The following is a 6,696-nucleotide window of genomic DNA, read 5'->3' as shown; positions in this document are numbered from 1 at the left end:
AGGTGTTGGATCACCATGCGCATGCGGGTGATGTGGATTGGGGTAATGAGCGAGTTGCTGTGGATTTTATGGTGGATGGCTGGCGCGTGACCGCTGGGAGTCGTCATCCTTTTGATGAGGCTTTGATTCGTAGTATCGCTCAAGAGGAATATCGTCGTTCGACATGTCTGCTCAGTATGTTCAATCATGCTTTGCTGAGTGGCGGGGAATGGGCTGAGGGGCAGTTGAATCGTATCAATGTTCCGACTTTAATTATTCATGGATCCGAGGATCCGGTCCTTCCCTTCCCTCATGCTGAGTACTTAACGCGTGTGATACCTAACGCGACGTTGGTGCCTTTAAAAGGTGCTGGTCATGAGTTGCATCGGTTGGATTGGGATTTGATGATTAAGGCGTTGCAACGCAATGCCCCGGGTTCCTGATCTTGTGAAAGTCGTTAGCATTTATGATAAGATATTATAGAATAGACAGGCCATTCCGAGTTTCAGGCATTCCGTTCAAGGTGTTCGAGCAGGCAAATTGTCGAAGAATAGGTAGGAACCGTGAACAAAGTACACATCATGTGGGCAGTCGCTCTGCTACTTCCTATTTCCTGTAAAGATAAACCCCTGCCTGAATGGACGGTAAAGATCACCAAGGCAGGAAAATACTGCTTCGACAAAGACAACACTTATGTCTTCGGCACTGGAACGTTAGAATGCTTCGAGTATAAATCAAGGAACAAAGGCCCGGCGCTGACACAGCACTACACTCGTTGTTATCTGGACGTTTCAGACAAACCAATTGTACTCAAATCACTTTTGGGGAAGCTCGAAACTTGTGAAGTTGACTTTGAAGGCAAGACTTATGTTTTCAGTGGATATACTGGTGAAGTTGCCGTCATGACTCAAGGTGACACCAGAATAGACCTTACCTGCAAAAACACAAGTGATCTGAGTGAATACGATGATCTTGATGATTGCCAGGACTACATGAAGTCCCGCTATAAATGAAGATAGCCCTGCAATTGCGCTCAGATTTTCAATAATCTGAGTCCCTATTCTGTAAAATTCTTAAAAATCCGCTCCAAGGCAACCCGAGGCGCCCATGGCAACTCCTGGGCTAGCATGACAAAGTTTTCATGGGCACCGACTGTGAACCACAGTTGCGAACCCCTTGAAAACCCTTATTTCACGCGATACCGGATTTTTCTCGCCTTTCTTCCCCTCCCCTGTTAGATCATTAATCGGAAACGGTTAGTTTATTTTTCTAAGATACCGGACGGTTATTGTCGTGAAAGTCAAATAATTTTCTGGGGATAAAAGACATCTATCTATGCCAATAAGACATTGACATAGCCCAACCTTTCCTTTACTCATACAGCTTATTTCAAGAAAACGTGCACAAATAGCTCACTGCCGAAGCTTAAACCTCTCATGGTGCCCTATGAAAACGAATGACCTGGTGAAAATGATTCTTTGCGTTCTCCCGATATTGGCCTGCGCCAGCACGGCTAACGCACAAACCAATCTTGCGGATTTGAAAGTCAAAAAATCCCTCTGGCGTGCCATAGTCGAGAAGAAGATTGATGACGTCCAGGGCTGGAACGCAGGATTTCCGACAGAGCGAGCTGTAGACAAGGAAAATCCCATAACGTTTGGTACGGGCGGCGATACTCTCATGTATGCCGCCATGCTTTGTGCTTCAGGTGAACGGGCAGCTTGCTCGGTAATTCCAAACTCGCTGGAGAGTTCGGGACAGCTGCGGCGCAATCCTCTTTTAAAGGACCAGCCCAATGCATCGAAATACGGCATGTTGTCCAAGGATCATGCGATGGCAACCCTCTTTTGGCTGTCGCTGCCCGATCATATTGTTCCTCTCGAAACCAAGAGAAAATTTGCCTTAAGCTGGCAGAAGTCTTTTGATCAACAGGTCACCGAAGCCAAGCAATGCGACGTCGAAAACACCAAATTTTGTTTAACCAGTGTCGATCCCATTGATCAAATGATCGAAGATAGCGACTACGATCTTAGTAATTACCTTCCTGGACAAAAACTAAGTCTTAACGCGAACATCAAACTCCCAACGCTTAGCACGGAGAACTTGAAAAAAGCAGTGTCGAATGTACCTCGCGCCGGACAGGAAGCTTTGGCGCGCATCAATGAGAAAGCTAAAAACAGTAAATGGTATGGTCAGCTTGAAACAACAGTAAATGCCTTGACGCGCGATGCACAAACAGTACAAGGCTGCCTGTCTTCAACCAGGGGAGTCGAGACCTGTATTAAGGAAAGCCTCAAAGATAGTCAGGCCTATGTCAAGGCAGTTATTGCTGCCACTGCATTGTGTACCGAGGGAGCGATAAGAACCATTGACCAACCTCTTAACGAACAGGAAATAGGCCGCTGCGTTGTCAGTATGGGGGCCGCTGTTCTTGCGCTTCCACGCGTTTGCGATGACGTGAATTGCGTGATGTCCCCTACCCAGATGGCCTATACAAATAAGATTTGGGAACGCCTCGGTCTAAACCCTCCCTTTGTTTCACCGATACTTGATGGTCTAGGTATTGATTCCGAGGATATGGCTCTCTCTACCAACAGCTTCACTAATATGAACAAGTCTCACTTGGCGGCACTCAATATTCTTGTTCGTCGAAATCTGGGAATGAAAACGTCGAGGTTGGCTGGCAGACTTACCAACAAACAGCCCAATAACCCGCTTTTTCTTGCCATCAGTAACAACCCTGCTTTTACCAAGGAAGCCATTGCTGGCCTTTTGATCACACAGTGTCTATCGATTGAAAGCATAAAAAAAGAAAAAATCCAATATCTGACTAAATTGGGCGCATTTGATCACGAGAGTTTCTGGCGATGGAAAACCAATGAACAAGATGAGTTCACTCCCGACGCCAACAACAATAGTGAAAAAATCTCGATGGTGTGGGACTGTATCTATGTCGCCAACCTACTGGGAGTCACAGAATACCCATATCTGTCCGCGATTCCTAACGTGGGTTTCACTATCAAAGCCAAGAAGAATGACAATCCGACCGTATACAATACCGTGGCGCGAGGCGTCTCGGGTGGTGTTCCTCCCTTACGTTATGAACTGCTGACCAAACCTAACGAGTTTACGTACTTCACTTTTGAAGCCGAAAGCGGAAACTTTATCTTCCGCCCAACAAACTCGTACTTCGGTGGCTCTTTCAAATTCGCCGTGACGGATGCCATCGGTCGCAGAGTGGAGTCGTCCGCGACTATCGCGTTCGACCATAGCGAGATCTATCCTGGTCATCCCCCGCTGAGCCGGATACCTGAAACACCCCTGCCTGCGAATATTAATCCTCTCTTCAAGATCACGCATCTGGAGTCCGGGCAGTTGAGGACGATGACGGATATCACGACGGAGCCAGCGGAAGCCCTGAGTGTGTCGTCGGGCAATCTGCAGATCGAAGCCGAAGCCTACATCGACAGCGTAGACGAAAACTATACCGGCGTTCTCGACTGTACCTTGGATTGGACCAGCAAGGGCGGAACGCCGTCTTTGATCAAGGACAATGATGAATATCCGAAAAACTTCTTTGTGCAGCAGACCATTCAAGCTCAAAGCTTGGAACCCTACGAATTGAGCCTGGTGAGAATGACCTGCATGGCTCCGGACATGCCTATCATCGTCCGGGATATCCCGGTGCTTTTCACACCCGAAGCCGCGCCACTTAAAAAGCCTCTTGACCAGGCTGAGTATTCTTACGCCAACAACAGCGGGGCCAAGCTGAAATTAGTTCTCAACAAAAATGCCAGCAACGACCTCGACCGGGTTTACAACTACACATTGAATAGCACCGAATGCGGTCAGCAAATCGGGACTTTGGTTGCCGCGAGCAATGCAAATAAGCTGACGATCAACGGATCATTTGATGGCTTTCTCATCGCCGGTGACCCTCAGAAGCTGGTTTGGCTCGACGTTCCTGTTTGTGACAAGACTTCAGCCATGGTCTGGAAGCTTCTGACGTCGTCATCGGGCAACAACACGAACTCAGGTACGATTTCAAATGCCTGTAATCTGAAGGCCTATCCTACCAAGGATGGCATGACGCTGGCCAAACCATCCAGTTTCGATACTGATATGAATCAATGCGGCAAGCCTATCCGAGCCGCAGACTGGTCCTGCTCGTGGGTTGCTGCAGATAAGACTTGGATCATTCCAGGCTTGAAGTCGGTGGTGTTTACAGCCGATCGTTGGGGCACTTCAAAGTATAATATCTTCAGCTTTGAGACGGTAAAGAAAAATGGCTGTGCTGATCCGGAAGCCTTGCTTCAACCGCAAACCAATTCCTGCGCCAAAATCCTTCAATCCTATAAGGCCACAGACAGCACAGGTAACATTAAGCCATTGAACTTTGCCAGTGATATGGCTGAGTGTGCTTCCAAAGTGAAATCTTCGGATTGGTCCTGCAGTTGGGTTTCAGCTGATGAAACATGGGTTATTCCAGCCCTAAAAACTGTTATTTTCACAGCCAAAAGTTGGGGCGCTAACAAATACAACGTCTTTGGCTTTGATACGATTCGTAAGCAAGGCTGCAAGAACCCGGATTCATTTGTCCGTAAGTGATAACAAACTGCACGAAGGGACCTTTCGGTCCCTCCATGGCAAACCCCACCGGACCTTGATAGGCAATCATATCCTCCATAAAATTCACAACGGACTGCGCGTTGAGACGTCATCCAATCTATTGAAATTATCGACATTTTATCCAATTCCATCAGCAAATCCAGACCCCATCCGATAGTGTTGCATGCTCCGAAGGCCAAGCATTGGGCGGGGAATGTCGACCTCAACCTACTTTCTCGGCGGTATAATTCTGCTGCTTGCACCGCTGGCTTCGGCCCGGTCGCAGCGCTCCGTCGGCCTGATCCAGGACGTCGATGCCATGTCCAGAGCGGAAGCCATGACGATGAGCGCGCGCGGTGGTAGTGCCCTTTTCTATAATCCTGCCTGCCTCATCTACAATCGATTTCATTTTCGCCTGCTCGGGGTTGAAGCCATTGCCGATAAAAGACTGCTGCGAAGCGAAGAAAAAAGTGAAATCGGCCAAACGAATCCGCAATCCACCGGTGATGCGGACCTCAAGCGTGCCTATGACCTGCTTCTCTCGGATCAACCCCTGAGTGCCGTGGTCAATGCCAGGCTCATCGATTTCGTGATCCCCTATGTGGGTGTGCAGAGCTTTGCCAGCACCGAGGTCACAGCCGGCCCAGTACCAGACGCAGAGCAACCCACCTTCCAGGCCGATATTACACTTCGCACAGGAACCATTGGTGGTCTTGCGATGCGTATCGGCCCCCTGGCGATTGGCTATTCAAAATACTTTCTGATCGAGTCGAATCTCGAAGAGAGACTTACGACTGAACAGATTGAAGCCTACAAGACCACCATCGAGAATGACCCATCCGCAGCCGAAAGCATACCTTACCGTGACTTTACCAAGGCATCCTTTGGCAACGCAGACGGTCACAACATTGGCCTTTTGTATCAGCCCTACACCGACAACCCGTCGGGTTTCGGTATCGCGGTCCTGAATGCTGGAGGTAGCTCATTCAAGCGGCAGCTGCCGAAACGTTACGGCCAGCTCAAATCCAGTCAGCAGGACCTTGAGCGCAAGGCAGCCGAGTATGGCCTCGAACTCGAACTGCCTGAAAAAATACCTGAACAAATCAATGTCGGGATGTTGATGGGCCGCGGCGGAGGCCGCAACGATATCCTGACAGCAAACCTCGCCCTCGATTATGCGGATGCTAAAGGCCACAGCCGGCGTAAGGCCCAACCAGCGTTATGCCTTGGCATCACTGTCCTGGGTCACGCCGGGACCAAATATTTATCCTTCTTGAAATTCACGCTTCAGGCCATGGTCGAGAAACCGCTCGAGCCAGCGCAGGCGGAAAGAAACGGCCTCCAGATGAACATGGGCCTGACATTCATATATGCAAAGTAAAGCAACCCTCAGCTGCTGCATCAAACTCTTTTCAACTGCACGGTAAACACACCCTTGGGAATAACCTCCCCCTCTTCGCGATCAAAACGAACGATCAACCGATTCCCCTCCTCAAGCGGCAAATCCAGTAGAATAAGATCCTTTTGATTCAACGCCTCACCCGCAAAATACATCTGAGTTGTCAGCTCACGGAAACCAGGAGCTGAAATTTTAAAGTGAATATGAGGAGGGCGGATCCAACCTTCGGCGGCCGGATAAGCGCCGGGTTTGATGGTTCGAAGCTTAACGCGACCACTGGCATCCGTATACGCCTTGGCCCAGTACTGGAAATTCGGATCCAGGTCGGCCGTGTTGGGGTCACGTGGGTGGTTATATTTACCGGTTGCGCAGGCTTGCCAAAGATCCACGAGGGCCCCCTCAATGTTCTGGCAGTCTTCATCTTGAACCTGCACCCAAAGATCAAGAATCTCACCCCGGGCTGCCTGGGTCTTGCCTACGACTCGAGTCAAGTCGGCGTCAATGTCACGCTGGGGTTTAACGGGATAAAAGGGTCCTTCAGGTTGTGATGGTAAAGTGGTCCCAAAGCATGCATCCTGCGCAAGAGCCAGGCCTGCCGGACCAGCTGCACCCACGAAAAATGAGGCTTGAATGAGCTTACGTCGGTTTAAGAATGATCCCATGGTCGTGTCTCCTTGAAAAAGCGATGGAAAGATTGGTTTCAAAAATGA

General features: G+C 49.3%; 5 protein-coding genes. 4 read left to right on the top strand and 1 reads right to left on the bottom strand.

Annotated elements, in window-relative coordinates; translation table 11 throughout:
• From VE954_RS36705 to VE954_RS36690, 4 genes are all read left to right on the top strand, one after another.
• The coding region (locus VE954_RS36705; RefSeq protein ID WP_324962510.1) for an alpha/beta hydrolase at window positions 1-422 on the top strand (422 nt) is incomplete at its 5' end.
• A gap of 120 nt (window positions 423-542) precedes the next feature.
• Window positions 543-992, top strand: coding sequence for a hypothetical protein (locus VE954_RS36700; protein WP_324962508.1), 450 nt, complete (start codon window positions 543-545; stop codon window positions 990-992).
• A 433-nt stretch (window positions 993-1,425) separates the two neighbouring features.
• Entirely contained in the window at window positions 1,426-4,587 is a 3,162-nt protein-coding gene (locus tag VE954_RS36695) for a hypothetical protein (RefSeq protein WP_324962506.1), read from the top strand.
• A 214-nt stretch (window positions 4,588-4,801) separates the two neighbouring features.
• Window positions 4,802-5,968 (top strand): hypothetical protein, encoded by a 1,167-nt coding sequence (locus VE954_RS36690; protein WP_324962504.1) that lies wholly within the window; start codon window positions 4,802-4,804, stop codon window positions 5,966-5,968.
• A 20-nt stretch (window positions 5,969-5,988) separates the two neighbouring features.
• Here the strand turns inward: VE954_RS36690 and VE954_RS36685 are convergent, their stop codons facing one another.
• Window positions 5,989-6,648 carry a protocatechuate 3,4-dioxygenase gene (locus VE954_RS36685; protein WP_324962502.1) on the bottom strand — a complete coding sequence of 220 codons (660 nt, stop codon included), beginning with the start codon at window positions 6,646-6,648 and terminating at the stop codon, window positions 5,989-5,991.
• Window positions 6,649-6,696 lie beyond the last annotated feature (48 nt).

The sequence above is a fragment of the Oligoflexus sp. genome (assembly GCF_035638955.1).
Classification (GTDB): Bacteria; Bdellovibrionota_B; Oligoflexia; order Oligoflexales; family Oligoflexaceae; genus Oligoflexus.
The sequence above is the reverse complement of the archived record's forward strand: the minus strand, read 5'-3'. Positions and strand labels throughout refer to the sequence as shown.